The sequence below is a fragment of the Terrisporobacter othiniensis genome (assembly GCF_000808015.1).
Taxonomy (GTDB): domain Bacteria; phylum Bacillota; class Clostridia; order Peptostreptococcales; family Peptostreptococcaceae; genus Terrisporobacter; species Terrisporobacter muris.
This window is the reverse complement of sequence record NZ_JWHR01000066.1, coordinates 1-2,643: the sequence shown is the minus strand read 5'-3', so window position 1 is coordinate 2,643 and position 2,643 is coordinate 1. Positions and strand designations below refer to the sequence as shown.

The 2,643-nt window shown below is 25.5% G+C and carries 4 protein-coding genes; 1 reads left to right on the top strand and 3 read right to left on the bottom strand.

Features of this window, described 5'->3' with window-relative positions; genetic code table 11:
• Nucleotides 1-175: 175 nt before the first annotated feature.
• The gene (locus QX51_RS06905) at nt 176-1,273 is read left to right on the top strand and encodes a GGDEF domain-containing protein (RefSeq protein WP_039679175.1); all 1,098 of its coding nucleotides are present in this window, start codon (nt 176-178) and stop codon (nt 1,271-1,273) included.
• 117 nt (nt 1,274-1,390) lie between these two features.
• Here the strand turns inward: QX51_RS06905 and QX51_RS20880 are convergent, their stop codons facing one another.
• The 3 genes from QX51_RS20880 to QX51_RS06890 all read right to left on the bottom strand — a co-directional run bounded on the left by QX51_RS20880 (nt 1,391) and on the right by QX51_RS06890 (nt 2,509).
• Nucleotides 1,391-1,660 carry a cupin domain-containing protein gene (locus QX51_RS20880; RefSeq protein ID WP_039679174.1) on the bottom strand — a complete coding sequence of 90 codons (270 nt, stop codon included), beginning with the start codon at nt 1,658-1,660 and terminating at the stop codon, nt 1,391-1,393.
• A 120-nt stretch (nt 1,661-1,780) separates the two neighbouring features.
• On the bottom strand, nt 1,781-2,161 hold the full coding sequence (locus QX51_RS06895) for a CoA-binding protein (protein WP_039679173.1): 381 nt from the start codon (nt 2,159-2,161) through the stop codon (nt 1,781-1,783).
• Nucleotides 2,162-2,308: 147 nt separating this feature from the next.
• Nucleotides 2,309-2,509, bottom strand: coding sequence for a cold-shock protein (locus QX51_RS06890; RefSeq protein ID WP_039679172.1), 201 nt, complete (start codon nt 2,507-2,509; stop codon nt 2,309-2,311).
• Nucleotides 2,510-2,643 lie beyond the last annotated feature (134 nt).

The following is a 2,643-nucleotide window of genomic DNA, read 5'->3' as shown; positions in this document are numbered from 1 at the left end:
ATCTTTAATAATTTAAATATCTAAATAGCTTTCTATTTAATTTTTTATTTATATAAATTTTCAAGAACTTTATCAATAATCATTGTAGTCAACCATTTTCAATTACTTGACTTACTATATTTTTAAGGTAAAATGTATATAAACTAAAATAAATTTAAAAAGGGAAGATAAAAAGATGTTTCAAAAACTTAAGAAGGATTTTCTAGCTGAAAATTCACATTTATACTTAGATGAGATTAGAACTAGAAATTATAAAAGCTTTCGACATTTTTCTATTGTTGGCCTATCTATTTCCATAGCAATGCTTCTATTTAGTTTATTATTAAAAAAAATCATCACATTTAATATGGAGTTTCTTATATTCGCTTGTTATTTTATTTGTATGATTTATTTGGAAAAAGTTATCGAGAAAAAAAATATAAAGCATATTACACTTATATTTTATATTGCAGTGACTCCTGTTATGATTATGGCAATCTTAATAGGAACCTTTTTAGATACAACTGAGCCATCAATAACTATTATGATTTTTATATGTGTTTTGCCACTGTTCATATTAGATAAGCCCTGGAGAATATTTTTATATATTACAATAATTGCCCTAGTCTATTGTATATGTTGTTATATTGCAAAGGATTTTGAGCTGTTTATGGAAGATTTTATTGATATAGTAGCATTTTATATCTTGGCAATTGGAGTGAATTTTTTCATTTTAAAAGATAGACTCGAAAATGTTGAAAATTACATAAAAGTTCGTGAAAAATCCGAGATTGATCCTCTTACAGGTATATATAACCGTGGAATAGGTGCGGAAAAAATAACTAAACTAATTAACCAGGAAGTATACGGAGCATTTTGTATTTTTGATATTGATAATTTTAAACATATTAATGATACTTATGGACACAGTTGTGGGGATGAAGTATTGCAAGAAATTGCAAATGTTACTAGAACATGTTTATCAAATAATGATGTTTTTTTTAGAATGGGTGGAGATGAATTTATTATATATAGCGTTGGCTGCGTAGACGAATTGCAATACAAAAAAGCTATAGGCAATTTATATGAAAAAATAAGGGCAATAAAAATTTCTTCTATTAACAATGAGCATATAAATATTAGTCTTGGGTGTTGTATATTTAATGAGAAAACAACAGACTATAATGAGCTTTATAAATATAGTGACAAGGCACTTTATGAGTCAAAAAGTAAGGGTAAAGGACGAGATACACTTGTATTTCTAAATGATTCTATAAATTGTCTATTAAGTTGAATTTAAATGTTCAAATTATATATGTAAGATATATTTGGGTGAGTAATATCTTATCTAGTAAAAAATAAGTGGCGTATCAAGTGAGATATTCCACTTATTTTTAATTGAATTATTCTATTATACATAACAAATTCTATAATATAACATCCCTATTGCAGTCTTTTGAATAGATATATGAAAGTTCATAACCTTCCAATGGTTGGTATTTATATTTTCCAAATTCATAGTTTCTGTAGGAGTCCAATATGCATATACACCAAATCCTTTTGTTGTTCTTCCTTTTTCCCTCATTGTTATTATGTAGTCTACAAAGCTCGCACCTAGTTTTGGTAATGATAGTATTAATATTACACAGTTTTCAAATCCTGGTACTACATTATTTACCAATTTACAATAAAAAATAGCCTTGAAATCCGAACTCAAGGCTATAATAAGGAGTATATGAATATATTGTATAAATACACTAAAATAATATTAAGTAGTATAGTTTGATTATAAACACATTTTTTATTTTTTATACATTTTAGTTACATTTTTGGGATAAAGTCTAATGCCTACTAATAAACATCCATCCATGTAGTTATAATTATTTTCATCCAAAAACTTTGTGATTTCCTCACTGCCAGCTCCTGGTTGAATTATTACTCCCTTAAATTTTTTCTTATTTTCCTTTAATAATTTTAATCCTGCTGGAGGATTTATACATAAATCAAGTATGTCTACTTCTTCTTCTATATCATTTAAAGATTTTAATTCTTTTCCTACAGAGTACACTTTATAACCATTATCTATTAATTCATGTTTTATTTTATATGCGTATTTTTCTTCATTTAAAGTATCTCCTGCTACTACAAAATTATCATATTGCATTATTTCTTTTAAATCCATCTTTATTCCTCCCCATTTATAAATTAATATTTATCTCTTTATAAATATCTTTTAGTTATTTATAATTATACCCATAATGGTACTTTTTTAAATTACATACTAAAAAAAGACCCAATGGGTCTTTTTTCTATACAATCTATATATGTATTATAATATAGTTATATTTTCTGCTTGAGGTCCTCTAGCACCTTGAACTATGTCAAAACTAACTTTTTGTCCTTCTTCTAATGACTTGTATCCATCACTTTTTATAGCTGAGAAATGTGCAAATACATCATCTCCACCTTCTACTGATATAAATCCGAATCCTTTGTCATTGTTAAACCATTTTACTGTTCCGTTTGTCATTTAATAATTCTCCTTAACCTTTTTATAAGGCTTTTATTTTATTTTTTTACTACATATTTAATTATATGCCATTTTCAAATAATTTACACATTTTTTTGAAATATATTTTTATTAATTATTCTATTATATATTTG

What these genes read in the sequence shown, in the direction of transcription:
- QX51_RS06905 (WP_039679175.1), top strand. Translation starts at nt 176, where the DNA reads ATGTTTCAAAAACTTAAGAAGGATTTTCTAGCTGAAAATTCACATTTA.
- QX51_RS06895 (WP_039679173.1), bottom strand. Translation starts at nt 2,161, where the DNA reads ATGGATTTAAAAGAAATAATGCAATATGATAATTTTGTAGTAGCAGGA.
- QX51_RS06890 (WP_039679172.1), bottom strand. Translation starts at nt 2,509, where the DNA reads ATGACAAACGGAACAGTAAAATGGTTTAACAATGACAAAGGATTCGGA.